This window comes from Nocardia vinacea (genome assembly GCF_035920345.1).
Taxonomy (GTDB): domain Bacteria; phylum Actinomycetota; class Actinomycetes; order Mycobacteriales; family Mycobacteriaceae; genus Nocardia; species Nocardia vinacea_A.
Genome location: NZ_CP109149.1, coordinates 3,213,075 through 3,239,406 on the forward strand (window position 1 = coordinate 3,213,075; position 26,332 = coordinate 3,239,406).

Genomic DNA, 26,332 nt, shown 5'->3' on the forward strand with positions numbered 1-26,332 from the left:
GTCAAGTCCCGCTGGCGGGTCGGTGTGTGACGGCGTCCAGTCGAGCGGCGAGGATACGGCGGGCGCGATCGTAGGGCGCCGATTCGCCGAACAGCAGCGCATCCTGGGCCGCGGTGCGTGCGATGGCGTCGAGTTCGAAGGCGAGGTCGGCGGGCTCGTTATCGGGGACGATCTCGCCGAGGCCGATGGCCTCGGCAATGGTGGTTTCGTAGAGCCGCAACCAGTCTCGGCGCGATGCGGCCACGGCGTCGTGCACGCGCCCGGGGCGGGCGTCGAACTCCGCGACGGCGGACAGAAAGAAGCAGCCGCCGCTGAAGTACGGCTTCGCGGCATAGTCCAACCAGCACTCACCGAGTGCCCGGACCCGGCGAATACCAACGGGTGCACGTCGCGCGGGTTTCACCACATGTGCGACGAAGACCTCGACGGCCGCGCGGACGGTCGCGAGCTGGAGTTCTTCCTTGGAACCGAAGTGCGCGAAAACGCCGCTCTTGCTGAGGTCGAGTTCGGTCGCCAAACGCCGCACGGACAGGCTTTCCAGACCTTCGACCGAGGCGATATCCATGGCGCGGTCGAGGATGACGCGCCGAGATCGCTCACCGCGCTCTAAACGCTTGTCGACCTTGGCTTCTACGGTCATCGGCACCCACCTTTCGTCCGAAGGTCGACCATAGTTGACGGACGGTCGTCCCAATTGTTTCACACTGAATTAGCTTGATCAACCACCTATTCGGCAGCATTGACAGAACCTAAGGCAAAAGGTAATAGTACGTCCGTCCACTTAGTTCGAGACCTATATCGCTGATCTACGCCGTAATCAGCATCCTCCGACGACAACTGGATAGGCGATTCTCGATGCTGAGTCGGCATATGACCAGCGGCTCAGCGCCCTGCTCGTACCTAGGACGGGCGTCCATATTCTTCAGTGAGAGGACCGATCATGCGCGCTATTCAACAGGAGCACTGGGGCGGGCCGGACACCATGCGACTCGCGGAGATCGCGCGCCCGACACCGCTACCCACCGAAGTGCTGGTGAAAGTCGTTGCAGCGGGGGTCAATCCGATCGACTATTTCAGCCGGGAAGGGCAAGCGTACGTCCAAGCATTGACGCTGCCTTTCGTCAACGGCTGGGATGTCGCCGGAATCGTCGAGGAGGTCGGCTACGGGGTGACCCGCTTCCGACCCGGCGACCGGGTGTACGGCATGCCGTGGTTTCCGCGCGCGGCGGGGGCCTACGCGGAATATGTGACCGCGCCATCGCACCAATTCGCGCCCATGCCGACGGGTTCGAGTTTCACCGAGGCCGCGGCCCTGCCGTTGGCCGCGCTCACGGCCTGGCAGATGCTTGTCGATATCGGGGAAGTCGCACCTGGACAGCGTGTTCTGGTATCCGCCGCAGCAGGTGGCGTCGGCCACCTCGCCGTGCAGATCGCAAAGTCGTTCGGGGCCTATGTGATCGGTTCTGCACGCGCGGCCAAACACGACTTCCTCGCCGCACTCGGCGCCGACGAGACCATCGACTACACGACGACCGATGTGGCCGCGACCGTCCGCGAGGTCGATATCGCGATCCAGATGCACGGCGGCGAACCGGCGCTGCGCATGCTCGAAACCTTGCGTCCCGGTGGCATTCTCGTCAACGCACAGGCTGCGTGGACACCTGGAATGGCCAAGCGTGCGACCGAACTCGGCGTACGCGCCAGCGGCTACCTGGTGGAACCCGACCGCGCCGACCTCGAAGCACTGACCGACCTGGTCGAGAAGGGGCAGCTGCGCCCACACGTGGAATCGGTACTGCCGCTGGAGCAGGCAGCCGAAGCGCACCGTCTGATCGAACAGGGCCGAACCACCGGGAAGATCGTCCTCACCGTGAGTGAGCCAGGCCACGTGCCGGAAGCTTGACCTCGAGTGCGGTTGAGGAACCAGGATCGACTGTGCCCAGGTTCGCCGAATGCGGCGCACACCATCCGTCGGTGCGCGCCGCGGAGCCGGGCACACCCGATTCCGCGAGACGGTCCTCGCGGTTCGCTCCCGCTGGGCCAGTACACCCACCAGCGGGAGCTCGGGACGGCTATGGCACCGGATCGTGATAGGCCCTGAAATGTCAACAGCCGCATACCATTTCGGTATGCGGCTGGGCCATCGACAATCAGGCGGAGACCGCGATCTCCCACTCGTACACGGTGAGCTCCGAGGAACCGGTGGTGTGCACCGGGTCGGTGAACGCGATTTCCCTTGCGGCTTCGAGACTTTCGGCGTTGATCACATACGCACCGCCGGTGCCGTCGGTGAACCGACCGCTCTCGACCAACTGCCCGCGCTCGAGCAATTCGTTCAGGAACTGCTTGTGCGGTTCGATCACGGCCGGGTCGAACGACGGCTTGCGCATCGCCATGACCAGGTACTTGTTGATCACGCCTGCGACTCCGGACGCGGTGCCCTGGTCGCCGCGGCGGCCGCGCGCACCTGCGGGGCGACCAGCACGACCTGGCCGAGCACACCGTTGACGAATCCGGGCGAATCGTCGGTGGACAGTTCCTTGGCCAACTCCACCGCCTCGTCGACCGCGACGACCGGCGGAACATCGTTGGCGTGGAACAACTCCCATACCGCGATCCGCAGGATGGCCCGATCGACGGCGGGCAGCCGGGACAGCTCCCAGTCCTTGAGGTAGGACTCGATGGTGCCGTCCACCCGATCCAGATCGTCGGCGACGCCCTCGACCAGGGTGCGGGTGTAGGCATGCACCGGGGCGACCGCCTGGTCCTGGGTGGCCAGCTCGGCCCGCTCGGTGAGCAGGTCGGCCGCGTCCACATCGCGGGCCTCCGCCTCGAAGAGCAGATCGACCGCCCGGCGGCGGGCCTTGTGGCGCGCGCCGAGCTTCTTGAACGTGGACTTCTTGTCTATGGGCTGTTCCGCCACAGCAGTCATTATCCCTGTTCGCAGTGTCTGATGGCGGCAGCAGCGGGTCCCTGCGTGGTTACGCTGCGCTACCGCCTCCGGGCCCGTCGCTACTACCGCGGAGCGGGCGATCAGGCGTTCACGCGGCCGAGGTAGCTGCCGTCGCGCGAATCGATGCGCAGCTTGTCGCCGGTGTTGATGAACAGCGGGACCTGCACCTCGGCGCCGGTCTCGAGGGTGGCGGGCTTGGTGCCGCCGGTGGAGCGGTCGCCCTGCAGGCCGATGTCGGTGTGCTGCACCTGGAGCTCGACGGTGACCGGCAGCTCGACGTAGAGCGGCGCGCCCTCGTGGGTGGCGACCTGAACGATCATGTTCTCCAGCAGGAACCGGGCGCCGGGGCCGATGGTCTCCTCGGAGATGGAGATCTGGTCGAAGGTCTCGCCGTCCATGAAGACGTAATCCGAGCCGTCGTGGTACAGGTACGTCATATCGCGACGGTCGACGGTCGCGGTCTCCACCTTGACGCCCGCGTTGAAGGTCTTGTCGACGACCTTGCCGGACAGCACGTTCTTCAGCTTGGTCCGCACGAAGGCAGGGCCCTTACCCGGCTTGACATGCTGGAATTCGATGATCTGCTGGAGCTGACCGTCGATCTTCAGCACGAGGCCGTTCTTGAAGTCGCTGGTGTCCGCCACTGTTCTCGGATCTCCTAGTTCTGGATATGCGGTCTCGGTGACCGGCGTCATTCGACGACGGTCAGGTCTTTGCTGGTGTTGGTGAGCAGATCCGGGCCCCCCTCGCGCACCACGAGCGTGTCCTCGATCCGGACGCCGCCGCGGCCGGGGAAGTACACACCTGGTTCGACGGTCACCGCCACGCCAGACAGAAGTGTACCGGTTCCGGTTTTGGCGATTCCGGGCGCTTCGTGGATCTGCAGTCCGACACCGTGTCCGAGGCCGTGCACGAACAGCTTTCCGTGTCCGGCCGCCTCGATCACCGCACGTGCGGCCGCATCCACGTCGGTGACCGGCGCGCCGGGCTTCAGCGCCTCGCGTCCGGCCCGCTGCGCCGCCTCGACCAGCGCGTACACCTCCCGGTGCCAGTCGGATGCGGCGCCGAGTACGAAGGTGCGGGTCATATCGGAGTGGTAGCCGCCGACCACGGCGCCGAAGTCGATCTTGACGAAATCGCCGGTAGCCAGGACCGCCCCGGTGGGCCGGTGATGCGGAATGGCGGAGTTCGCACCCGTCGCCACGATGGTCTCGAAGGCGACCGCATCGGCGCCGTGTTCGAACATCGCCCATTCCAGATCCCTGGCGACCTGGCGTTCGGTACGGCCGGGGCGCAAACCGCCGCGTTCCAGCAGGGTCGCCAACCCGGCGTCACCCGCGGCGCAGGCGGCACGCAACTGTTCGATCTCGTAGGCGTCCTTGACCATGCGCAGCTGTTCGACCAGCCCCGGAGTGGCGACGAATTCCAAACCGGTCTTCTGTTCGATGAATCCGCGATGCTGGTCAACGGTGACGATATGGCTCTCGTAACCGACCCGGCCGAGCTGCCACTCCCCCGCGAGCTCCACGATGCGTCGGGCGGTCGCCCTGGCAATTTCGGCGCGCAGATCCGGCACCTGCTCGGCGACCTGGCTCAGATAGCGCCCGTCGGTGCCGATCACGGTGCGCTCCTCTGAATTACGGATATCCCAGGAGGTCACCAGTAGTGCGGCATTGGACCCGGTGAATCCGGTCAGGTACCTGATGTTCACCGGATCGGTGACCAACAGCGCGTCGACCTCGTTCTCCACCAGCAGACTGCGCAGTGCGCTGCGGCGCCCTGCGTAGTCGGGCCCAGGGCCCGCGTGATCAGCAGACATATCTCAAAACTACCGCCGACACGCCGTAGATCCCGCATAAAACACCGGTTTACCGGTATTCGAGCGAGGCGATCGATGTTCACATATCGATCGGTTGTCCCCAATCCGGGATCCGGGGCTGCATCCGCGACCGGGGGCGGACGAGGCTGAAAGCCATGTCCCCCATCGCTTTTGCCCTGCTGGTGGCTTGGTGCTCGGTGCTCACCGTCTTCGATATCCGGCGGCGCCGACTGCCCAACGCATTCACCGTTTCCGGCGCGGTGATCATCTTCGGATATGCGCTGTTCACAACACAATTCACAGCCGCGGTGGTCGGTTCGATCTTGTTGGCGATGCCCTATCTATTGGTGCACTTGATCGCGCCGACCACACTCGGGGCGGGTGATGTGAAACTGGCCGTCGGGCTCGGCGCGGTCGCCGCGCTCGGCGGTGCGCAGGTATGGGTGCGGGCGGCCCTCGTCGCACCCGTTCTGACCGCGGCATTCGGACTCGCCGTATTGGCCCACTGGCGGATTCGGTCCGGTGCTGATCGGGCCGGACCGCACGCGCTTCCCCATGGGCCCGCCATGTGTGTCGCGACGGCGCTGAGCCTGGCGGCGGCGTATGGCTAGCCGATGCCGCGACGCGGCCGCGCCGGTCATCACGGCGGGCCGCGTGCCGGAGCAGCCCCGCCGACATGGGAAGATGGACAGCGTGTTGCGCTGGATAACTGCCGGAGAATCCCATGGTCCCGCTCTTGTCACCATCCTCGAGGGGATGGTGGCCGGTGTCGAGGTGACGTCCGACGAGATCTCCGCACAGTTGGCGCGCCGTCGGCTCGGGTACGGGCGCGGCGCCCGGATGAAGTTCGAGGCCGATAAGGTCACCGTCATCGGCGGTGTGCGGCACGGGCGCACCATGGGCGGACCGGTGGCCATCGAGATCGCGAACTCCGAGTGGCCGAAGTGGACCACGGTTATGTCCGCGGATCCGGTGGACGAGAGCGAACTCGCCGATATGGCCCGCAACGCACCGCTGACCCGGCCGCGGCCCGGCCATGCCGACTACGCGGGCATGCTCAAGTACAACTTCGACGACGCCCGCAATGTTTTGGAGCGGGCCAGCGCCCGTGAGACCGCCGCGCGCGTCGCTGCGGGCACGGTCGCCAGGAATTTCCTGCGCCAGGCCTTCGGCGTCGAGGTCATCTCGCATGTCGTCTCGATCGGCACTGCCGCCAACACCACCGGCATCGCGCCGACCGCCGCCGACCTGACCGCGATCGACGAGAGTCCGGTGCGCGCGTTCGACAAGGACGCCGAGGCCGCGATGATCACCGAGATCGAGGCCGCCAAGAAGGACGGCGACACCCTCGGTGGTGTGGTCGAAGTGGTCGTGGACGGACTACCGGTTGGATTGGGGTCGTTCATCAGCGGCGCGGATCGGCTGGATTCGCGGCTCGCGGGCGCGCTCATGGGGATTCAGGCGATCAAGGGCGTCGAGGTCGGCGACGGTTTCGAAACCGCGCGCCGTCGCGGCAGCCAGGCACATGACGAGATGAAGCCGGGACCGGACGGCGTGCTGCGCTCGACCAACCGCGCCGGTGGTCTCGAGGGCGGTATGACCAATGGCGAGCCGCTGCGCGTGCGCGCCGCGATGAAGCCGATCTCGACGGTGCCGCGCGCGCTGTCCACGGTCGATATGACCACCGGCGAGGAGGCCGTCGCCATCCACCAGCGCTCGGATGTCTGTGCCGTGCCCGCTGCGGGTGTGGTCGCCGAGTCCATGGTCGCGCTGGTCGTCGCACAGGCCGCGCTGGAGAAGTTCGGCGGTGATTCACTGGTCGAGACCGTCGACAACATCACCAGCTACGTCAAGCGCATCGGCACCCGACCACACGTGCCGCAATGATCGTGCAGTCCGATCCTCGCGCACCGCGCGTGGTACTGGTCGGACCGCCGGGGGCGGGGAAGTCGACGATCGGCCGCAAGCTCGCCAGGGAACTCGGTGTCGAGCTCTACGACACCGACGCCGGAATCGAGCGCGAGACCGGACGAACCATCCCGGAGATCTTCACCGAGGACGGCGAACCGGAATTCCGCCGGATCGAGGAGCAGGTGGTGCGCCGCGCCATCCTCGCCGAACGCGGTGTGGTCTCGCTCGGCGGTGGGGCCGTGCTGTCCAAGGACACCAGGGAGCTGCTGCGCAATCGCACCGTGGTGTATCTGGAAATCAGTGTGGCCGAAGGACTTCGACGCACCGGCGCGAGCACGCAGCGACCACTGCTCAACGGTGCGGATCCGGGTGCGAAATATCGCGAGCTGATGCGCAAGCGCAGACCGCTGTACCGGGAGGTCGCCACGGTGCGGGTGCGCACCGACGGTCGCAGTCCGGGTCGGGTGGTGCGGATGATCATGGCGAAGCTGGGCATGGAATCGGTACTGCCGCAAGAAGCGGAGCCCGACTCGAGCGGAACTACGCCGGATGTCGCAGCGCCGAAACCGCAGGGCAGCAATAGATCCCGAGCCCGGCGCGCCGCCAGGGCCCGGGCGGCCGCACGTCGCCGGGCCGCCGCCGCACAGGCGGACGGCGCCGAATCCGCAGCGACCGAGCGGATCAAGCGCACCGGCAAGATCACCGCGGCCGGCCGGATCACGACCGATACCGCAACAGTCGATCGCCCCAAGCCCACCGGCAAAATCGCCAACGGCCGTACCGGTTCCGAAGGATCCGGTGACCCAGCGACACCCGGAAGCCGGTCCCGCCGCACCCGGGCCCGTCGCGCCCGCGCGCGAGCGCTCAAACAATCAGCACGCACAGAATCGGAGCCGAGTACACGTGAGTGAGCGAAGCGAGCGACCCAACAGCCCAGCTGAGCAGCAGCCGACCAGCCCGACCGAGCCGAGTCGCATCGAGGTCCGCACCGCCGACCCGTATTCGGTGATCATCGGCCGCGGCCTGCTCGGCGAGCTCGTCGAGTCGGTCGTCGGCGCGACTACCGGCGTGCGCACCGTTGCGATCTTCCATCAGCCGCCGCTGGCCGAAACCGCCGAGGTGGTGCGCAAGGCCTTGGCCGACAAGGGTATCGATGCGCACCGCGTCGAAATCCCGGATGCCGAGGCGGGTAAGGATCTGGCCGTGGCCGGCTTCTGCTGGGAGGTGCTCGGCCGCATCGGCCTGACCCGCAATGACGTCGTGGTATCGCTCGGCGGCGGTGCGGCGACAGATCTGGCCGGATTCGTCGCTGCCACCTGGATGCGCGGGGTGCATATCGTGCATGTGCCGACCACGCTGCTGGCCATGGTCGACGCGGCCGTCGGCGGTAAGACCGGTATCAACACAGAGGCGGGTAAGAATCTCGTCGGCAGCTTCCATGAACCTGCCGCGGTGCTGGTGGATCTGGCGACCCTGGAGACGGTGCCGCGCAACGAGATCGTCGCGGGCATGGCCGAGATCATCAAGGCCGGTTTCATCGCCGACCCGGTGATCCTGGACCTGGTGGAGCGCGATCCTGAGGCCGCACTCGACCCGACCGGCGATGTGCTGCCCGAATTGATCCGTCGCGCCATCCAGGTGAAGGCCGATGTCGTTGCCGCCGATCTCAAGGAAGCCAGCCTGCGCGAGATCCTCAACTACGGCCACACCCTCGGCCATGCCATCGAGCGCCGCGAGCGTTACCGGTGGCGGCACGGTGCGGCCGTCTCGGTGGGTCTGGTCTTCGCCGCCGAACTCGGTCGCCTCGCCGGTCGCCTCGACGATGCCACCGCCGACCGCCATCGCAGCGTCCTGGCCAGCGTCGGCCTGCCGACCAGCTACGACGCCGACGCCCTCCCACAACTCCTCGACGCCATGCAGACCGATAAGAAGACCCGCTCCGGTGTGCTGCGCTTCGTGGTCCTCGACGGCCTCGCCAAGCCCGGCCGCCTCGAAGGCCCGGACCCCACCCTGCTGGCCGCCGCCTACTCGGCCATCGCCCGCGAGGACAGCGCCAGCAGCGGCGCGATCCTGCTGTAGTCGCGAACAGCGAAGCGGCGCATCCGATTCGGTCGGATGCGCCGCTTTCGTTTCACGATCTCGGCCGCAGGCACAATGCCGACGACATCGGCCCCGCCCGCTGCATGGGCGAACTGAGCACCTGAACAGGACTGCGGCCAATCCGGAAAAACGAAGGCGACCCTCCGGCCGTATCGGCCGATGAAGGTCGCCTCCAATCGAATTCGCCAGCGGCTATGCGGGAGTCGCGGCGGCGCCAGGTGCCTGGGGTGCGGACCGATTAGCGGACTTGTTGATCTGGCGGTCGGCGATGATGCGGCCGATGCCGATGCCGATGAGGCCCGGAATGAAGACCAGCAGGACGATGAAGGACGCGCCCGCCGTCAGTTCGAAGAGCAGGCCGTTATCGCCGAGATCGAAGCGGGGCAGCCAGTCGAGCAGCCACGAAACCGCACCGCTGCCCAGACCCGCAGCAGCCGCAGTCTTCAGCCACAGGATGGTGAGGTCGGAGCCGTGCTCCGGATCCGGATGGACCTCACGGTCCTTGCGGCCATCCAGCACACCCCAGAACACCACCGCGGCGAGCAACACCACCAGGCACAGCGGTCGCATCCAACTGCCCTGGGTCGGCCAGTACACCATCGCGAATCCCAGCGCGGCACGCAGGAAAACGACCAGCGCACCGAGCCCGATGGCCCGCAACACCCAACCATTCATGGTCAACACCATAGCCTCGAGTCGGCCGGATCCAAATGAGAACCGGTTACAGATTTATCGCCGCGGCCATTTCCGCGTGTGGAGCCGGGCGGCCGGTGAACTGTTCGACCTGCCCGTAGGCCTGGTTCAGCAGCATCTCCAGCCCGCCCACCACGGTGTGCTCCGCCCGCGCGACCGCAACGGCCAGCGGCGTCGGCCACGGCTTGTAGATCGCATCGAGCACCACCGGGGCTGCCGCCACCGCCTCGGCGACGACCGCGGCCGCCTCGGCCGGGATAGTGCTCACCACGGCACCGGCATCCGCGCACGCCGCGCGCAATGCGTCTTTGTCGAAGCCGATCACGGCGGTGGTCATACCGAGCCGCTCCGCGAGATCCACTGCGTTGCGCGCTCTTCCGGCATCGCGGGCGACAACGGTCACCGCCTTCGCACCGAGTTCGGACAACGCGAGCAGCGCCGGACGCGCGGTTCCGCCCGCACCGAGTACGACAGCCTCGGCCAACTCGCCGACACCACCGCCGCGCAACGCGCCGAGCACACCGTCGACGTCGGTGCAGTCGGCACGCCAACCCTGCGAACCGATCCGAACCAAGGTGTTCGCCGAGCCCACCAGTACCGCACGCTCGGTGCGTTCGCTCGCATATGCCAGCGCGGCTTCTTTACCCGGCATGGTCACCGAAAGCCCGACCCATTCCGGCCCGAGCCCATCGACCAGACCGGGCAACTCCTCGGCCGAACATTCGATCCGCTCATAGGTCCAATCGAGCCCGAGCGCACGGTAGGCCGCCAGATGCAGCTGCGGCGAACGCGAATGCGCGATCGGCTTACCGAGCACGGCCGCCTTGCGGGTTTCCGTCATCGCCTCACCGCCCACTGTCGAGAATTCCGCTCTGCCTGGCCTTTTCGATATTGCGCAGATGTTCGCTGTAACTCTCGGTGAACAAGGTGGTCCCCTGTTTGTCGACAGTCACGAAGTACAACCACGTCCCCGGCTCCGGATTCTCGACGGCGCGCAACGCATTCAACGATGGCGCGGAGATCGGGGTCGCCGGCAGTCCCGGCATGGCGTAGGTGTTCCACGGCGTGCGCTTGGCACGGTCGGCGTCGGTGGTTGCGACCTCGGTGCGGTCCAGTGCGTAGTTCACCGTCGAGTCGAACTGCAGTGGCTGGTTGTCCGCGAGCCGGTTCACGATCACCCGCGCCACCTTTCCCATATCCTGCGGCAGCGCTTCGCGCTCCACCAGCGAGGCGGCGATCAGGGCCTGGTACGGATTCAGCTTCGTCTCGGCGCCGGACTGCAGCAGACCGGTCGACTCGTAGCTGCGCGCACTCGCACTCACCAGCTGTTTCAGAATCTGCTCCGGCGTACCACTGGGATCGAAATCCCAGGTACCCGCGGCGATAAGACCTTCCAGCTGCCTGCCGCGGTCCGGTACGTCACGCACCCGCTGCTCGGCCCAACTCGGCACGCCGAGGGCGGTCAGATCCGCACCCGCACCGGCGGCATCGAGCTGGTCGTAGGTGATGCATTTCTGATTCGTACCGGTGCCGACGCAGCTGGCGTCGGCGATCTTGCGGTAGATGCCGTCCTTGCGCGAGCCGGTATTCACGTCCTGCTGGTCGTGCAGCTGCCGTCCCTCGGAGACGACCAGATTGCCGACCCGCGAACTCTTGCCGAGCAGTGCCGTCACCGCCTGCGTGGACGGGCTGTGACTCGGGATCGCGTAGTAGCCGGGCTGCACCGAATTCATATTCGAATTGCGCATGGCCGCTTGGAAGAAGGCCTCACTGCTCGCGACAATGCCCTTCTTGTGCATCTCCTCCGCGATCTGGTTCGACGTATCGCCCGGATGGACCTGCACCACCACCAGCGGTCCGACCGGACCCGCGAAATCCTCGGGTGCGCCGAACATCTTGACCACTTTCATCCCCGCGAATACCGCGGCACCGGCGAACAGCGCCACGAATAGCGCACCGATCAGCCACAGATTCCGGCGGCGCTTCTTGCGCTCGGCGGCCTTGCGGGAGGCCACCCGGGACCGTCGCCCGCGCGAGGGCGCACTGCGCCGACGCTCCGAGCGGGACTCCGCACGCTCCTCGTCTGTCCGACTCCCGCCGCGCTCGGACCTGGTGCGCCCCGACCGCGCGGACGCGGCACCGGAGCGTCCGCCACCCGACTCGTCACCGCGGGACCGCCGTGGCTCCGCTCCCTCGGCCCGCTGCGGACGCCCACGCCGCGGTTCCACGCGCTCGGCCCGCTGCGGGGCCGCACGCCGCGAACGCTCGGCCTCGAGTACCTCGTCGTGATCTTCGTCGGTGTAGCGCGGAATGACCGTGGTGTCGTCGTCGTAGTCCTCCCATGCTTGGTCGTTTCGCCGGTAACGCCGCTCAGCCTCGCGCTGACGGAAACGTTCCTCGGCTCGCGCCCATCGATCCGTCATGCACCGTCTCCGGAATCAGACGCCGCTTCGGCCGACTTCAACACCGCACTCCGTTCGTCCAACCATCCCTGCAGGATCGCTACGGCGGCCGCCTGATCGATCACCTGCCGCTGGCCACGCGCGCGAACTCCACTGTCCCGCAATGCACGTGCAGCTGACACCGTAGTCAAACGTTCGTCGGAAAGTCGGATAGGCACAGGTGCTATGACTGCGCGCAAACGCTCCGCGAACGCCATCGCCGCATCGGCTGCGGTCCCCTTTTCCCCGCGCAATGTCCGTGGCAGACCGACGATGACCTCGACGGCCTCGTATTCCCGCACAATTTCGGCAATTCTGGAAATGTCGCTTGCCGGTCCGGGTGCGCGCTTATTCGGCTTCGCGCGCGCCACCGTTTCCACGGGCGTGGCGAGCATGCCGTTCGGGTCGCTGGAGGCGACCCCGATTCGGACACTGCCGACATCGATGCCGATCCGCCTGCCGCGGCCGGGATCGGTGTCGGGCGAGGGACGATGACTCTCCGAGTCGCCCATCACCCGGCGAGTTCGGCCACCCGGGCACGGACCGAGGCCAGACCGACTTCGATACCCGAGGGGTCCGAACCGGCGCCCTGCGCCATCTCCGGCTTGCCGCCGCCGCGACCGGAAATGCTCGCGCCGAAGCTGGCGACCAGGTCTCCGGCCTTGAAGCCGAGATCCTGCGCGCTCCTGTTGACCGTCACGACGAAGGGCACCTTGCCATCGGCATTGCCGAGCAGCACGACGACCGCAGGTTCGGTGCCGAACCGGCCACGGATATCGGTGGCGAGGGTGCGCAGATCACCGGCGGTGACACCTTCGGGCGCGGCCGCGGCCACCAGCAGCACGCTGCCGACCCGCTCGGCCTCGTCCACGAACTTGGCCGCCGAGGCGAGCACCGTAGCGATCTTGGTGCGCTCGAGCTCCTTCTCGGCCACCTTCAGCCGCTCCACGAGCTGCTCGACGCGCGCCGGCACCTCCTCCGAAGGCACCTTCAGCGAGGACGCGACACCGGCCAGCAGCGCACGCTCCTTTGCCAGATACCTATATGAGTCCAGGCCGACGAAGGCCTCCACACGTCGCTTACCGGAACCGATCGCCGATTCGCCGAGCACGGTGATCGGGCCGATCTGCGAGGAATGCTGTACGTGTGTACCACCGCACAGCTCCATCGAGAACGGTCCGCCGATCTCCACCACGCGCACCTCGTCGCCGTAGTTCTCGCCGAACAGCGCGAGCGCGCCCATCTGCTTGGCTTTGGGCAGATCAGTGACGAAGGTGTTCACGGGGAAGTCCGAGCCGACCCCGTCGTTGGAGACGGCCTCGATATCGGCCTTCTGCTGTTCGGAGAGCTGGCCCTGCCAGTTGAAGTCGAAACGCAGATAGCCGGGCTTGTTCAGCGAACCGGCCTGCACGGCGTTCGGGCCGAGCACCTGCCGCAGCGCGGCATGCACCATATGCGTGCCGGAGTGGCCCTGGGTGGCGCCGTGGCGCCAGGCCGGATCGGCTTGCGCGAGCACGACATCACCCTCGGTGATCTGGCCCTGTTCGACCGTGGTCTTGTGCACCCACAGCTTCTTGGCGATCTTCTGCACATCGTTGACGCGTAGTTTGAGGCCCTGCGCCGTAATGGTGCCGCGATCGGCGATCTGACCACCGGACTCCGCGTACAGCGGGCTGCGGTCCAGGATCACCTCGACATCCTGGCCGATGGTGGCGGTCGGCACCCGGACACCGTCGGCGATCAACGCGAGGACGTGCGCCTCGGAGGTCAGCTCGTCGAAACCGGTGAATTCCGTTGCGCCGCGATCGACCAACTCCTTGTAGATGGACAGGTCGGCATGTCCGTGCTTGCGTGCCTGCGCATCCTCCTTGGCCATCTTCCGCTGTTCGGCCATGAGCGAGCGGAAGCCCTCCTCGTCGACCGACAGTCCGGCCTCGGCTGCCATCTCGAGGGTCAGCTCGATCGGGAAGCCGTAGGTGTCGTGCAGTTTGAAGGCATCCGAACCCGGAATGGTCTTGCCGCCCTTGGCCGCAACCTCATCGACGGCATCGGCGAACAGCCGGGAGCCGGTATTGAGCGTCTTGAGGAACGCGGTCTCCTCACCCACCGCGACATTCTCGATCCGCGCGAAGTCGGTGGCCAGTTCCGGATACGACGGCGACATCAGCTCGCCGACGACCTTCATGAACTCGCCGATCACCGGCTTGTCCGCGCCGAGCAGTCGGGCCGAGCGCACGATCCGGCGCAGCAGACGGCGCAGCACATAGCCACGGCCCTCGTTGCCTGGGTTGACACCGTCGGCGATCAGCATGGCCGAGGTGCGGGCATGGTCGGCGATGACGCGGAAGCGGCGGTCGTCCTCGTGTTCGACGCCGTAGGACCGGCCGGTCAACTCTTCGGCCTTATCGATGATCGGGCGCAGCAGGTCGGTCTCGTAGACGTTGTCGACGCCCTGCAGCAGCAGCGCGATGCGCTCGACGCCCATACCGGTATCGATATTCTTCTTGGGCAGCGATCCGACCGGCGGGTAGCCGAGCTTGGGGCTCTGCTCACCGCGGATGTCCTGCATGAAGACCAGATTCCAGATCTCCAGGTAGCGGTCCTCGTCGGCGACCGGGCCGCCGTCCCCGCCGTATTCGGGGCCGCGGTCGTAGTAGATCTCCGAACACGGGCCGCCCGGGCCGGGCACACCCATATCCCAGTAGTTGTCCTTGCCGTCGCGGAACTGGATCCGCTCCTTCGGGATGCCCGCGACCCGGTGCCAGATCTCGGCGGCCTCCGGGTCGGATTCGTAGGCCGTCACCCAGATCCGCTCCGGATCGAAGCCGTAGCCGCCGTCCTCCTGCGACTTGCTGATCAACTCCCAGGCGAGGGTGATGGCGCCCTCCTTGAAGTAGTCACCGAAGGAGAAGTTGCCCGCCATCTGGAAGAAGGTGTTGTGCCGGGTGGTGACGCCGACCTCTTCAATATCGCCGGTGCGGACGCATTTCTGCACACTGGTCGCGCGCGCGAACGGCGGCGCCTCTTGGCCCAAGAAATACGGCTTGAACTGAACCATGCCCGCGTTGACGAACAACAGGGTCGGGTCGGCCAGGATCAGCGAGGCACTGGGCACCTCGGTGTGTCCGGCACGGACAAAATGGTCCAGGAATCGCCGTCGGATCTCGTGGGTCTGCACAGATATCCAGCCTACCGGTGCCCCGCATCCCCTTTTTCAGCGACCGGGGTGGTCCACGTCCGCTGACGGGGCCGCCCCGGAACCGGTCTGCGGCGAAGTGAGCGTTTATCGTCCACGGACGATTCTGCGCAGCTTCTCGACGCGGCGTTGGATATCGCGTTCGACGCCGTGGTCGGTCGGGGTGTAGTAGTCGCGCCCGACGATTTCGTCGGGCGGATACTGTTGGGCCAGTACGCCGTCCGGGTCGTCGTGCGGGTATTTGTAGCCCTGGGCGTTGCCGAGGGCGGCGGCTCCTGCGTAGTGGCCGTCGCGTAGGTGTGCCGGGACCGCACCCGCCTTGCCTGCCGAAATATCGGCGAGCGCGGCACCGAGCGCGGCGGGCACAGCACCGGATTTGGGGGCCGTGGCCAGGTGAATGGTCGCGTGGGTCAGGGTGAGTTGGGCCTCGGGCATGCCGATCAGCTGCACGACGTGTGCCGCCGCGACCGCGGTCTGTAGCGCCATCGGATCGGCCATGCCGATATCCTCGCTCGCCGAAATCACCAGGCGGCGGGCGATAAAACGAGGATCCTCGCCCGCGCTGAGCATGCGAGCCAGATAGTGCAGTGCCGCATCGACATCCGAACCGCGAATGGATTTGATGAAGGCACTCACCACGTCGTAGTGCTGGTCACCGGCACGGTCGTAGCGCACGGCCGCCTTGTCCACGCTGGCCTCGACCAGATCCACATCGACGGTGCCGTCCAACGAGGATTCCGCCGATGCCTCCAGCGCGGTGAGCGCCCGGCGCGCGTCGCCACCCGCGATCCGCACGATGTGCTCGAGCGCGGCCTCGGTCACCGTGTACGCGCCGCCGTAACCACGCGGGTCCGCGAGCGCACGATCGAGCACCAGCCGGATATCAGCCGCGGTGAGCGACTGCAATTGCAGTACCAGCGAGCGCGACAGCAGCGGCGAGACCACCGAGAACGACGGATTCTCGGTCGTCGCGCCGACCAGCAGCACGATCCGGTTCTCCACCGCGGCCAGCAACGCGTCCTGCTGGGTCTTGGAGAAGCGGTGCACCTCGTCGATGAACAGCACGGTCTGCTCGCCCGCGGTGAGTCGGCGGCGGGCCACATCGATGACCGCGCGCACCTCCTTCACCCCGGCCGACAAGGCCGACAGCGCCTCGAAGCGCCGACCGGTGGCCTGCGAAATCAACGACGCCAGCGTCGTCTTGCCGGTTCCCGGCGGTCCGTACAGCAGCACCGACGCCGCGCCCGAACCATCGATCAACCGCCGCAGCGGCGAGCCGGGTCCGAGCAGATGCTGTTGGCCGACCACCTCATCCAATGTCGCGGGCCGCATCCGCACCGCCAGCGGCGCACCGGCATCGCGGCGCACGACACTGTCGATGGAGTGTCCGGTCGGCACCTCGTCGCCGGGCACGTCGAATAAGCCTTCGCTCACAACGAGCACGTTACCGAGGGGGACCGACACCTCCCCAACGCTGCATGCGCCGAAGGTCCGGAACGGGCGTCGATTTGCCTGCCGACCGTGGATCGGCTGTGATCGCAGCCGTGGCTGAAAACGTCGTCGTTCCAGATTCCGAGCCGTTCGCTCGACGCACTCTGCTGAAGGCTGGTGCCGCGGCGACCGTCGCCGCGATCGCGATCGCCACGCCCGCCCGCCCGCGCCGAGGGTCCGATATTCCGCCACGGCGTGGCCTCGGGTGATCCACTGCCGAACGGCGTGATCATCTGGCCGGTCGCCTGATAGCTCGGCAGGGTCTGCATTGGCACGACTTGCGAGACTCCGCGCGATTCCAGGAGCAGAATTTTTCTCACGAAAGGTTGTCGATTTCCGTCGAGCTCGATCGTCGGAACGAATACGACGGCCCGATCGGCGGGCCGACGCAACCCGAAGGAGCGAGATCATGAGCCAGTACCTGGTGCTGATTTACGAAGACGAAAACGCGTACGCGACCGCATCGGAGCAGGTCATGGGCGAGGTCTATCAGGCACACGTGACCTTCCAGGAGATCGCGGGCGACGCCGTGCAGGGCGGCAACGCCCTCCAGCCGACCGCCACCGCCACCTCCATCCGGCAGAAGGACGACGGCGATTTCACCGTGACCGACGCCCCGTTCGCCGAGGCCAAGGAAGCGCTCGGCGGCTACTACCTGATCGAGGCCGCGGATCTGGACGCCGCGATCGCAGTCGCCAAGCAGGTGCCTGCCCGATTCGGCGGCGTCGAGGTGCGCCCGATCATGACCTTCGACTAGCCCTGTGCCGATCGATACCGATGCGGCTGCCGCCGTCGACCAGGCGCACCGTCGCGAATGGGCCTTCGTGCTCGCCGCGACGGTGCGGCTGGTCCGCGATTTCGACCTCGCCGAGGAATGCGTCCAGGACGCCTACGCTCGGGCACTCACCGAGTGGTCCGCGCACGGCGTTCCCGCCAAGCCCGGCGCCTGGCTGACCACCGTTGCCCGCCGCCGCGGTCTCGACCTGCTGCGCCGCGATTCGAGCATGCGGCGCGCACTGCCCACGCTGGTCACCGACCAGGCCGGCGACACCGCCGATCTCGCACTCGCGGAACTGGATTCGGCATCCGCCATTCCCGACGACCGGTTGCGTCTGATCAGCACCTGCTGCCACCCGGCACTGGCCCGCGAGGCCCGGGTGGCGCTGACCCTGCGTCTGGTCTGCGGTGTCACCACCGCCGAGGTCGCTCGCGCCTTCCTCACCAGCGAATCGACCATGGCGGCCCGAATTACACGCGCCAAGAAGAAGATTGCGGTGGCGCGCATTCCGTATCGGGTGCCGTCGGTGCGTGAACTCCCGGACCGGCTCGATGCCATCTGCGCGGTCATCCATCTGCTGTTCACCACCGGCCACACCGCGCCGTCGGGTAACGCGCTTGTTCGTGCCGATCTGGTCGAACGGGCGCTCCAACTTGCACGAATGATGCATGCGCTCGTCCCGGACGACCCTTCCGTCACCGGCCTCCTGGCCCTGATCCTGCTCACTGACGCGCGGCGCGCCGCCCGCGTGGATGCCGAAGGGCGCCTGTGTACTCTCGAACACCAAGACCGCTCCCGCTGGGATCGCGCGGCCATCGCCGAGGGTATTGCCTTGGTGAAAACTGCCCTGCCACATACGGATCGGTACACCCTGCAGGCCGCCATCGCCGCCGTGCACGACGAGGCACCGTCCTGGGCGGAAACCGACTGGCGTGAGATCACCGGCCTGTACGTACTCCTGCTCCGAATCTGGCCGGCACCAGTGGCGCGCCTCAATCACGCGGTAGCAGTGGGCCTTTCCGGCAATCCGACACGAGCGCTCGCCCTACTCGACGCTCTCGCCGCCGAACCGTCCCTCGCCACCTACGGCTACCTCGAAGCCTCCCGCGCGGCCTTTCTTACCCAATTGGGCCGCACCACCGAAGCCGCCCGAGCCTATGAATCCGCGCTACTCCTAACCGAAAACACCATGGAACGAGCCCACCTCGAATCCCGCCTATCCGACCTCACGGCCTGACGCAGCCGAGTAGGAGCGCGAGGTCTCCTGTTCTCACACGTACCGATAACCCCACACCCCTATGTACTGGCCACAAAAGGTACGCGGACGACGGAGTCGCGTCGACTACGCCGGGTCCCAAGCTAACGCAGGCCCGAAACCTATTCCGACCAGCGCTCTTCGAGCATCGCCGACACATCCTCGGCGAAATCCCCGACTGCGTCGTCGCCGGTGCATCGCGCGTCTTCCGCCAGGGCGGCCCAGCGATTGATCAGGGCTTCCGAGCGCGGAACGGAGAGGCCGTGTTCGCGGGCGGCGGCGATGCGGGTGTGGTCGGCGGGCAGGAACCAGTAGGTGGTGAGCCAGACCCAGATGAGGCGGGCTTCCAGGATACGTTCGGCGAGTACCGCGTCGTCGGCCAGGGCGGGCCAGACGCCGACGACCTCGGCCCGCCACGCTTCCACCATTTGCTGGGCGCGCTCGCGGGACAGTTCGAAGTCGCACAGGCAGCCGGGGAAGGACACCAGCGCGTAGGCGATGTCGAGGGTGGCATCGCGGTAGCCACCCCATTCGTAGTCGAGGAAGCGTGCGCCCTCTTCGTTGAGGATGACGTTGTCCGGGCACAGGTCAGAGGGGCTGAATGCGCGGAAGCGACCCGCGGAGAACAGGCGATTGCCTCGAACGATCCGCTCGGCGATCTCACCGGGAACCTCGATGCCGAGTTCGCGCTGCAGCATGCCGGGCACCTCGGAGATGGCGGCCTCGGCCTGTTGCGCGATGCCGTCGACCCGGTGTACCACGTCCACCCTGCGCAGCAGCGCGACGAAATCCGCTTCGCGCCCGACGGTTGCCGCATGCATCCGACCCAGCGCCTGCGCGAAAGCCATGAGCGCGTTGCGCGTCGCCGGTTCCGCACCGGATTGCAACACCTGTGTCATCCGGGCGTTCTCCCCGAGATCACTCAGGACGAGCAGCCGGTCCGGGAGGCTGTGCGCGATCACGTATGCGCCGGGCCGCTGTTCGCGGCTGAGCGCGGTAGTGAACTGATACGACACGGCCTCGCGTAGAAACGCGGAGTCGATGCTGGCGACGCCGGGCGCTAGACCACCCGTCGTGCGGTCCGCCGCGGATCCGCGAACCTGCTTGACGATAAGCGTCCGGGGCAGGGAGAAGGCGTTCTCTGAAACACGCACGCGTAGGACCGTGGTCCTACCACTACCGCTGAGTTCCATCGGATCGCTCAGCTTTACCGGAGCACCCATTCGCTTTGTGAGCAACTGCTGTGCTGCGGACACGACTTCGGCGGCGCGTTCGGCCAATAGTGCGGTCATCGCTAATCAAGCTACTCGCACCGGGTCACTTCTAGCGAGCGGTTACACAACCTTTCCGCGTCGTTCGGCGTGTCTGCGTCAAGGTTGCGGAACGGGCGCTGGTTGCTTGACACCATTGCGGCTGTCCGGTTTTCTCATCGTCAACTGCCGTGCGCCACACCGCAAACCAGTTGCGTCGAAAGGTCTGCAGACAATGTCCGACTCACCGTCGCCCAAGCCGAACGAACCAACTGGCTCGCCCGAACGGAGCAGCGGCGCGCCCGACGAAGGTGACGGCGAACAGTTCGCCGCGCGTCCGGGTCAGCACGAAGGTCCGAATCCGCAACCGACGGAACCGACGGAACCGAGCACCGGACCAGGCAGGCACGAGATGGCCGGACGCGCGGGCTACCCACAGTTCGAGGGTCCCGGCGCGGCGCAGTACGGCAGTGAACCGGTGGAGCCGCCACCGCCGGTCGGCGCGCCCGGACAGCCGGGACAGCCGAGCTATGGCCCACCGGGAACCGGTCCCGGCTCGGCGCATCCCGCACCGATGCCCCCTGGCGCGATGCCGCCCGGAGCTGCTGGAACGGTCCCGCCGGGTGCGATGCAACCCGGCTTCGATCCGGCCGGCTCAGCAGCGCCCGGCCTGGCGAAGCCCGGTGCCGTACCTCCCGGCGCAATGCCGCCTGGCGCAACGCAACCCGGCATCGAACCGGCCGGCACGATGCCTCCCCCCGGCGCAATCCCTCCGGGCGCTCAGCCCGGCGCGCCGACCTACGGCTACCAATCCGCCCCCGGCGCGCCGACAACCCTCGATGTCGGCAATGCCCTGAGCTACGGCTGGGAGAAGTTCCGCGCGAATTTCGGCCCCTGGCTGGCCGTTACCGCGGTCGGCGTGATCATCTATCTCGCCTTCGTGCTCATCGTCCAGGCCGTGCAACCGAATTCCCTGTTCGGTCTGTTGCTGATCTTCCTTGTGGTCATGGTCGCGATCTGGCTGCTGCAGGCCGCCATGATCCGCGGCGCCCTCTACGAAACCGATGGCAACAAACCGACTTTCGCGTCCTACTTCCATTTCGTGAATGCGGGCAATGTCCTCTTGACAGCCCTGCTCGCCTTCGCGCTCACCTGGATCGGCGCGGCGCTGTGCTTCGTGCCCGGTCTGATCGCCGGATTCCTGTGCATGTTCTCACTGCACTTCGTCGTCGATCAAGAACAGGGTCCGTTCGACGCGATCAAGTCCAGCGCGACGCTGGTCATCGCCAATATCGGGCAGGTGCTGCTACTCGGCCTCGCCGTGCTGGTCATCACCTTTGTCGCCACCCTGCTGTGCGGCTTCGGCCTGCTGGTCGCCGGACCGGTGTGCACGATCGCGGTGACCTACGCCTACCGGGCACTCACCGGCGGCACCGTGTCCGTGTCCTAGCCTTCGGTGCGCTGGGCGGATCTGCTCCCAGCGCACCGGAACATCGGCCCCGCAACAGAATTGGCGGTCACTTCGAGGGCAGTGACCGCATCCACCACCACTGCTTGAACCGGGCGATCGGTCCCCCCTCGCTACCCGCTCGCGGGCGCAGCGCCAGCACGAGTACCCCGGCCGTGACAATGCCGGCCAGGTTCACGGCGAGCTGCCCCGCCGACATGAACGCGACATGCCACTCCCCCAGAGTCGCCGCGATCACCGCGAATCCGGCCGCGGGGACGGTGGTGACCGAGATGAACACACCGACCAGTGCCGCCGATTTCGCGGTCACCACCGCCAGCATGCCCGCCGCACCCGCCAGCAGCGCGACCACCAGTGAGAACGGCCCGACCTCATAGATGAAGTCGACATTCTCGATGGCTTCCACCCCGGTCAGCGTGATCCAGCCGAACTGCTCCCACAGCAAGGTCGCCAACAGCGTGATGACCATCGCCACGGGAAATGCCACCAGCAGCGCGACAGCCGACTTGCGAGCAAGCAGGAAATCGCGGCGCCACAGCCCCACCGAAAAGGCTGCCAGCGGCCCGAATTCCGGCCCGACCACCATCGCGCCGACGATCGTCACCGATGAGTCGGTGGCCACGCCGACGGCCGCGAGCAGGCAGGCGATGGTGAGGAAGGCGACGAAGGTCAGTGTCAGCGAGGACTCCTCATGAGTCTGGGCGAGCAGTTCCTCCCACACCACGGCATCGGTCGGATCGCCCGGAGCCTTCTCGACCGCCCGCTCACCCGCATCAGAGATCACCGTCTCGACGGGGCCGAGCGTGATGCCGCCGGTGTGTTTGATGCCGAGCGTGGTCAGATCGGCGAGCACATCATTGGCGGCCTCACGCGCGACATCGGCCTGGATCAGATCACCGACGGGCTCGACGGCGACACCGCGCGCCAGCGTCACATGCGTGACGCCCGGGTCGGCACTCAGCACCGCCATCACCTTGTCGGTGCGTTCGGGCGGGCTGATCATGCGCAAGTGCAGCAACGGGACCCCTCGTGGTCGGCGTCGATGCGACAGCATCGACGATATTGACCAAAAAGTACCGTTCAGGCGACCGCCTCGCTATCCCGCAAGACCGACCCGCACCGTATTCGTCATGCCGACCGATGACGGTCGAAAGTGGGTCCGACCGCGTCCGCCGCGAACGTCCGGCCTACTCGGCGGCGCCCTTCGCGTCGCCGTCGTCCTTCTTCTCGGGCTTGAAGTCCAGGCCCGCTTCCTTGCGCTGCTGCGCGGTGATCGGCGCGGGCGCATCGGTCAGCGGATCCACACCGCCACCCGTCTTCGGGAAGGCGATGACCTCACGGATCGAATCCATCCCGGCCAGCAGCGCGGTGATCCGGTCCCAGCCGAAGGCGATACCGCCGTGTGGCGGGGCGCCGTAGGAGAACGCGTCGAGCAGGAAGCCGAACTTCTCCTGCGCCTCGTCGTGCCCGATGCCCATCACGTTGAAGACGCGCTCCTGCACATCGCGACGATGGATACGGATGCTGCCGCCGCCGATCTCGTTGCCGTTGCAGACGATGTCGTAGGCGTAGGCCAGGGCCGAGCCCGGGTCGGTGTCGAAGGTGTCGAGCGACTCCGGCTTGGGTGAGGTGAACGCATGGTGCACCGCGGTCCATGCCGAATGACCAAGTGCCACATCGCCACTCGCGGTCGCCTCGGCGGCGGGTTCGAACATCGGCGCATCCACGATCCACACGAACGCCCACGCGTTCTCATCGATCAGACCGCATTTGCGCGCGACCTCGCCCCGCGCCGCACCGAGCAGCGCGCGCTGCGCCTTGGCCGGGCCCGCGGCGAAGAACACACAGTCACCCGGTACCGCGCCGACATGCTTCGCCAGGCCCTCGCGCTCGGATTCGCTGAGGTTCTTGGCGACCGGACCGCCGAGCGTGCCGTCCTCCTGCACCAGCACATACGCCAGCCCCTTGGCGCCGCGCTGCTTGGCCCAGTCCTGCCAGGCGTCGAGCTGACGCCGCGGCTGGCTCGCGCCACCTGGCATCACGACCGCGCCCACGTACTCCGCCTGGAACACCCGGAACGGGGTCTCCTTGAAATATTCGGTGCATTCGGTGATCTCGACACCGAAGCGCAGGTCCGGCTTATCGCTACCGAAGCGACGCATCGCCTCCGCGTAGGTCATATGCGGAATCGGGAACGGGATCTCGTAGCCGACCAGTTTCCACAGCGCTTCCAGGATTTCCTCGGCGACCAGGATCACGTCCTCCTGGCGCACGAAGCTCATCTCGAGGTCGAGCTGGGTGAATTCGGGCTGGCGATCGGCGCGGAAGTCCTCGTCGCGGTAGCAGCGCGCGATCTGGTAGTACCGCTCGATACCGGCGACCATCAGCAGCTGCTTGAACAGCTGCGGGCTCTGCGGCAGCGCATAGAAGCTGCCCGGCTGCAGACGCGCGGGCACCAGGAAGTCGCGGGCGCCCTCGGGCGTCGACCGGGTCATCGTCGGGGTTTCGACCTCGATGAATTCATGACGAGCCAGAACCGTGCGGGCGGCCGCGTTGACCTTCGAGCGCAGCCGGATGGCCTTACCCGGCGCCTCGCGGCGCAGGTCGAGATAGCGGTACTTGAGGCGGGCCTCGTCACCGGGCTGCTCGTCGAGCTGGAACGGCAGCGGCGCACTCTCGTTGAGCACCTCGAGCTCGGTGACGTTGACCTCGATGGAACCGGTCGGCAGCTCCGGGTTCTCGTTGCCGTCGGGCCGCTGCTCGACCACACCGGTGACCTGCACGCAGAATTCGGCGCGCAGTTTGTGCGCCTGCGCCGCGGGCTCGCCCTCGCGGAACACCGCCTGCGCCACACCCGACGCATCGCGCAGATCGATGAAGATCACGCCACCGTGGTCACGACGCCGGGCCACCCAGCCGGTGAGGGTGACGGTCTGACCGGCGTGCTCGCTTCGCAGCGAACCAGCCAAGTGGGTGCGCAGCACGGGATTCCTTTCGACGAATGTGACACCGGCAGGGCGATCCGGTGCGGTTGCCATCGTAGTGAGACACATATCCCGAGAGGAAACCGATATCGCCGCCCCGCGTGCGAAGCTGTAGACATCAGGTCATCGGTCCGCAGGTTTGGGCCGAAACCGGGCAGTACCGCACACGTTCCCACCAGGGTGCGAGTCTTACGAGCGCCGTTCGCGGCGCGTCTCGCATCCGAGTGGCCGAAGCGCAGCGCCGCAGGCGCGAGTCTCGGCCGCTCGGGATGCGAGACAACAGGGGGCCGCGAACACGCGGCGCCGCAGGCGCCGCAAATCCAACACAGAAAGCGAAGCAGATGACCTTCAACGAAGGCCTCCAGATCGACCCGGATCGGGCTTCATCCGGCGGCGGACCCGGGATGGGCGGCAAGCTCGCTCTCGGCGGTGGTGCCGGGGGTCTCATCCTGCTGGTAGTCGGCCTGTTGCTCGGTGGGGATCCCGGTTCGCTGCTCGGACAGTTGAACGGCAGCGAGAGCAGCACTGTGCAGCCCGGCACCGCGGGCACGCCCGCGCACTGCAAGACCGGCGCGGACGCCAATAAGTACGTCGACTGCCGGGTGGTGCTCACCGCCCAGAGCCTCGACGCGGTGTGGGCGGCACAGCTGCCACAGCAGACCGGCAAGAAGTATTCGAAGCCGAAATTGGTGTTGTTCTCCGGCGCGGTCTCGACCGGTTGTGGCAATGCGACCAGCGCGGTCGGCCCGTTCTACTGCCCCTCCGACCGGACCGCCTACTTCGACACCGCCTTCTTCCAGGAACTGGTCGACCGCTTCGGTTCCAGCGGCGGCCCGCTCGCCCAGGAGTACGTGGTGGCGCACGAGGTCGGCCACCACATCCAGAATCTGCTCGGCGATATCGGTCGGGCCCAACAGGATCCGCGCGGACCGGAATCCGGCGCGGTGCGCACCGAACTACAGGCCGACTGCTACGCGGGCATCTGGGCCCACTTCGCCGACAAGCAGCCCGCCCCCGGCACCGATCAACCGTTCCTGAAAGCCCTGTCCGACAACGATATCCGTGACGCCCTCTCTGCCGCGTCCGCCGTCGGCGACGACCGGATACAGCGTGCCGCCCAGGGGCGCGTCAACCCGGAGGCCTGGACCCACGGGTCCTCGGACCAACGGCAGAAATGGTTTCTCACCGGCTACAAAATCGGTCAGGTCCAAGCATGCGACACGTACTCGGCCGCCGACCTGAACAACCCGTCGGCCTTACGCTGATCGCCGACGGATGGTCGATAATCGATGCCAGTTGGACTGTGGCACAGCGTAGATAGGGATTTCATGCGGATAACAAAGTCGGCACTGCTGTTTCTCGTCGTAGCGCTTGCGGGTAGCTGGGGTGTCGCCTCCGCCGAACCCGCTGCCGACGCACCACAACCGCCCGCCACGGCACTGCTGACACTCACCACCATCCCGAGCGGTTGGTCCGAACGGGTCGACCTGCGCCCGTTGCTGCAGATCTACGCCGACGGCCATGCGGTCCAACAGCCCGACGCCGCATCCACCACTCGCGCCGCCGACACCCCGCCGCAGCGGCTCACCGGCACCATCCCCACCGACGTGCTGAATGCCGCACTTGCGGAAACCAAATCACTCGCCGCCCTCGACCTCGGCATGCCCAGCGCCACCGACCAGGGCACCCAGATCATCGACCTCATGCCTACACCGCCCGACCAGGACGTCCATATCCTCATGTACGCCCCCGACGCGACCGAGAACCTCTCCTCCGACCAACAAGCCAACCGCAAACGCTTCACCGACCTCTATCGCAAACTCATCGACGCCTTCACCCGAGACCACTGAGCCGGTTGCCGACCTCGGTAGCGATGGCCACGAGGAACGTTGCGCGCTTCGGTATCCGCCAGGCCTGAGGTACCGCAACACCGTTCGGACGTATGCACAGCTAGAACGCCGATGCCCCCACTCGAAATCGAGCGGGGGCATTG

24 protein-coding genes and 1 pseudogene are annotated in these 26,332 nt (G+C 66.8%); 11 read left to right on the plus strand and 14 right to left on the minus strand.

What is annotated here, in order from left to right; genetic code table 11:
• Nucleotide 1: 1 nt before the first annotated feature.
• Entirely contained in the window at nucleotides 2-640 is a 639-nt protein-coding gene (locus OIE68_RS14825; RefSeq protein ID WP_327099949.1) for a TetR/AcrR family transcriptional regulator, read from the minus strand.
• 300 nt (nucleotides 641-940) lie between these two features.
• Between OIE68_RS14825 and OIE68_RS14830 the strand changes: the two genes are divergently transcribed.
• The gene (locus OIE68_RS14830; protein ID WP_327099950.1) at nucleotides 941-1,903 is read left to right on the plus strand and encodes an NADP-dependent oxidoreductase; all 963 of its coding nucleotides are present in this window, start codon (nucleotides 941-943) and stop codon (nucleotides 1,901-1,903) included.
• A gap of 247 nt (nucleotides 1,904-2,150) precedes the next feature.
• On the opposite strand, the gene OIE68_RS14835 is transcribed toward OIE68_RS14830, so the two are convergent.
• The 4 genes from OIE68_RS14835 to OIE68_RS14850 all read right to left on the minus strand — a co-directional run bounded on the left by OIE68_RS14835 (nucleotide 2,151) and on the right by OIE68_RS14850 (nucleotide 4,772).
• Nucleotides 2,151-2,417: a YciI family protein gene (locus OIE68_RS14835; protein WP_327099951.1), complete on the minus strand. Its 267-nt coding sequence runs from the start codon at nucleotides 2,415-2,417 to the stop codon at nucleotides 2,151-2,153.
• A complete protein-coding gene (gene nusB, locus OIE68_RS14840; RefSeq protein ID WP_040692236.1) occupies nucleotides 2,414-2,923 on the minus strand; it encodes a transcription antitermination factor NusB in 510 nt (169 codons plus the stop codon). Before nusB ends, OIE68_RS14835 begins: the two co-directional genes overlap by 4 nt.
• Before the next feature lie 110 nt (nucleotides 2,924-3,033).
• A complete protein-coding gene (gene efp, locus OIE68_RS14845) occupies nucleotides 3,034-3,597 on the minus strand; it encodes an elongation factor P (protein ID WP_040692206.1) in 564 nt (187 codons plus the stop codon).
• Between the two features lie 47 nt (nucleotides 3,598-3,644).
• Nucleotides 3,645-4,772, minus strand: coding sequence for a Xaa-Pro peptidase family protein (locus OIE68_RS14850; RefSeq protein ID WP_327099952.1), 1,128 nt, complete (start codon nucleotides 4,770-4,772; stop codon nucleotides 3,645-3,647).
• 155 nt (nucleotides 4,773-4,927) lie between these two features.
• On the opposite strand from OIE68_RS14850, the gene OIE68_RS14855 reads away from it, so the two are divergent.
• The 4 genes and pseudogenes from OIE68_RS14855 to aroB all read left to right on the plus strand — a co-directional run bounded on the left by OIE68_RS14855 (nucleotide 4,928) and on the right by aroB (nucleotide 8,762).
• Nucleotides 4,928-5,383, plus strand: a complete 456-nt coding sequence (locus tag OIE68_RS14855; RefSeq protein WP_327099953.1) for an A24 family peptidase — start codon at nucleotides 4,928-4,930, stop codon at nucleotides 5,381-5,383.
• An 82-nt stretch (nucleotides 5,384-5,465) separates the two neighbouring features.
• Entirely contained in the window at nucleotides 5,466-6,659 is a 1,194-nt protein-coding gene (gene aroC, locus OIE68_RS14860) for a chorismate synthase (protein ID WP_327101676.1), read from the plus strand.
• A pseudogene (locus tag OIE68_RS14865) lies at nucleotides 6,656-7,174 on the plus strand (shikimate kinase); the annotation flags it as partial. The gene aroC and the pseudogene OIE68_RS14865, both read left to right, overlap by 4 nt.
• 412 nt (nucleotides 7,175-7,586) lie before the next feature.
• The gene (aroB, locus tag OIE68_RS14870; protein WP_327099954.1) at nucleotides 7,587-8,762 is read left to right on the plus strand and encodes a 3-dehydroquinate synthase; all 1,176 of its coding nucleotides are present in this window, start codon (nucleotides 7,587-7,589) and stop codon (nucleotides 8,760-8,762) included.
• 213 nt (nucleotides 8,763-8,975) lie between these two features.
• Here the strand turns inward: aroB and OIE68_RS14875 are convergent, their stop codons facing one another.
• From OIE68_RS14875 to OIE68_RS14900, 6 genes are all read right to left on the minus strand, one after another.
• Complete coding sequence (locus tag OIE68_RS14875) at nucleotides 8,976-9,458, minus strand: B-4DMT family transporter (protein ID WP_245567238.1); 483 nt, start codon at nucleotides 9,456-9,458, stop codon at nucleotides 8,976-8,978.
• Nucleotides 9,459-9,504: 46 nt separating this feature from the next.
• Nucleotides 9,505-10,317, minus strand: coding sequence for a shikimate dehydrogenase (locus tag OIE68_RS14880; protein WP_327099955.1), 813 nt, complete (start codon nucleotides 10,315-10,317; stop codon nucleotides 9,505-9,507).
• Between the two features lie 4 nt (nucleotides 10,318-10,321).
• Nucleotides 10,322-11,899, minus strand: a complete 1,578-nt coding sequence (locus OIE68_RS14885; RefSeq protein WP_327099956.1) for an endolytic transglycosylase MltG — start codon at nucleotides 11,897-11,899, stop codon at nucleotides 10,322-10,324.
• Nucleotides 11,896-12,429 (minus strand): Holliday junction resolvase RuvX, encoded by a 534-nt coding sequence (gene ruvX / locus OIE68_RS14890; RefSeq protein WP_327099957.1) that lies wholly within the window; start codon nucleotides 12,427-12,429, stop codon nucleotides 11,896-11,898. The genes OIE68_RS14885 and ruvX overlap by 4 nt, the downstream gene beginning before the upstream one ends.
• Nucleotides 12,429-15,095, minus strand: coding sequence for an alanine--tRNA ligase (gene alaS, locus OIE68_RS14895; protein WP_327099958.1), 2,667 nt, complete (start codon nucleotides 15,093-15,095; stop codon nucleotides 12,429-12,431). Before alaS ends, ruvX begins: the two co-directional genes overlap by 1 nt.
• Nucleotides 15,096-15,200: 105 nt before the next feature.
• A complete protein-coding gene (locus OIE68_RS14900; RefSeq protein ID WP_419150707.1) occupies nucleotides 15,201-16,547 on the minus strand; it encodes a replication-associated recombination protein A in 1,347 nt (448 codons plus the stop codon).
• Between the two features lie 110 nt (nucleotides 16,548-16,657).
• On the opposite strand from OIE68_RS14900, the gene OIE68_RS14905 reads away from it, so the two are divergent.
• The 3 genes from OIE68_RS14905 (at nucleotide 16,658) to OIE68_RS14915 (ending at nucleotide 18,619) form a co-directional block, all read left to right on the plus strand.
• Nucleotides 16,658-16,813 (plus strand): hypothetical protein, encoded by a 156-nt coding sequence (locus OIE68_RS14905; RefSeq protein ID WP_327099959.1) that lies wholly within the window; start codon nucleotides 16,658-16,660, stop codon nucleotides 16,811-16,813.
• Between the two features lie 200 nt (nucleotides 16,814-17,013).
• On the plus strand, nucleotides 17,014-17,361 hold the full coding sequence (locus OIE68_RS14910) for a YciI family protein (protein ID WP_327099960.1): 348 nt from the start codon (nucleotides 17,014-17,016) through the stop codon (nucleotides 17,359-17,361).
• Between the two features lie 4 nt (nucleotides 17,362-17,365).
• Nucleotides 17,366-18,619, plus strand: coding sequence for an RNA polymerase sigma factor (locus OIE68_RS14915; protein WP_327099961.1), 1,254 nt, complete (start codon nucleotides 17,366-17,368; stop codon nucleotides 18,617-18,619).
• A gap of 140 nt (nucleotides 18,620-18,759) precedes the next feature.
• Here the strand turns inward: OIE68_RS14915 and OIE68_RS14920 are convergent, their stop codons facing one another.
• Entirely contained in the window at nucleotides 18,760-19,929 is a 1,170-nt protein-coding gene (locus OIE68_RS14920) for a kinase (protein ID WP_327099962.1), read from the minus strand.
• Nucleotides 19,930-20,122: 193 nt separating this feature from the next.
• On the opposite strand from OIE68_RS14920, the gene OIE68_RS14925 reads away from it, so the two are divergent.
• Entirely contained in the window at nucleotides 20,123-21,337 is a 1,215-nt protein-coding gene (locus tag OIE68_RS14925; protein ID WP_327099963.1) for a hypothetical protein, read from the plus strand.
• Nucleotides 21,338-21,404: 67 nt separating this feature from the next.
• Here the strand turns inward: OIE68_RS14925 and OIE68_RS14930 are convergent, their stop codons facing one another.
• Together OIE68_RS14930 and aspS are read right to left on the minus strand one after the other, a co-directional pair.
• Nucleotides 21,405-22,373, minus strand: a complete 969-nt coding sequence (locus tag OIE68_RS14930) for a DUF389 domain-containing protein (protein WP_327099964.1) — start codon at nucleotides 22,371-22,373, stop codon at nucleotides 21,405-21,407.
• Between the two features lie 169 nt (nucleotides 22,374-22,542).
• Nucleotides 22,543-24,339: an aspartate--tRNA ligase gene (gene aspS, locus OIE68_RS14935; RefSeq protein WP_327099965.1), complete on the minus strand. Its 1,797-nt coding sequence runs from the start codon at nucleotides 24,337-24,339 to the stop codon at nucleotides 22,543-22,545.
• Between the two features lie 341 nt (nucleotides 24,340-24,680).
• On the opposite strand from aspS, the gene OIE68_RS14940 reads away from it, so the two are divergent.
• Both OIE68_RS14940 and OIE68_RS14945 read left to right on the plus strand, forming a co-directional pair.
• Nucleotides 24,681-25,604, plus strand: coding sequence for a neutral zinc metallopeptidase (locus OIE68_RS14940; RefSeq protein ID WP_327099966.1), 924 nt, complete (start codon nucleotides 24,681-24,683; stop codon nucleotides 25,602-25,604).
• Between the two features lie 63 nt (nucleotides 25,605-25,667).
• Nucleotides 25,668-26,189 (plus strand): hypothetical protein, encoded by a 522-nt coding sequence (locus tag OIE68_RS14945; protein WP_327099967.1) that lies wholly within the window; start codon nucleotides 25,668-25,670, stop codon nucleotides 26,187-26,189.
• The last annotated feature ends 143 nt before the right edge of the window (nucleotides 26,190-26,332 follow it).